This is a genomic window from Pedobacter sp. UBA5917, from assembly GCF_002432345.1.
In the GTDB taxonomy this organism is placed as follows: Bacteria; Bacteroidota; Bacteroidia; order Sphingobacteriales; family Sphingobacteriaceae; genus Pedobacter.
Genome location: NZ_DJDT01000137.1, coordinates 1 through 562 on the forward strand (window position 1 = coordinate 1; position 562 = coordinate 562).

The window sequence follows — 562 nt, forward strand, 5'->3', positions numbered from 1 at the left end:
ATGCTCCGGTCGAGATGACGAATCGTTCGTGGCACACTTCCGAAGTTTTGCCGCACACCTTCCCTGTAAACTTCGGAAGTTAGCCAACGTTAGTTGTTTCCAGCAGCTTCTGATGAACCACCACTCCAAGGTGGCCTTTTTCGATAGCCAATACCTCATCAAATGATTCGGCAGCTTTATCAATTTGTTTCAGTCCCAAATAACCCAATCCCTGCATGTATAAACAGTGGATTTTATTGCGTTTATCGAGGTCGTCTTCCCAAATGGTTAAATCCGGTAATGAAACAGCAAAGTAATCGATACTCACATGATCGTTGATGTGTTCTTTGGCGTAATTGACCAGTTTTTCGAAGCGTAAATCTGCTTCCGCTTTTCTGTTCAGTTTCAGTAAGGCCAGGCCCTGGTAAAAAATCTTATCAGGCTGCTGGTCGTTGTAGAAAATAGCCGCAGCAGGTTCGCTTAAGCCGGTCGCCGCATTCTCCCAGTATTCTTTTGCCCGGTTGCTATCGTTAAGCTTTTCGAATGCTACACCCAACCAGTAAAAAATATCGTTTTCCTGCGC

At 45.0% G+C, this 562-nt stretch carries 1 protein-coding gene; it reads right to left on the reverse strand.

Annotated elements, in window-relative coordinates:
- Positions 1-79 precede the first annotated feature (79 nt).
- Positions 80-562, reverse strand: a 483-nt coding sequence (locus tag B2V92_RS08390; protein ID WP_293306805.1) for a tetratricopeptide repeat protein, incomplete at its 5' end; no start/stop codon positions are given.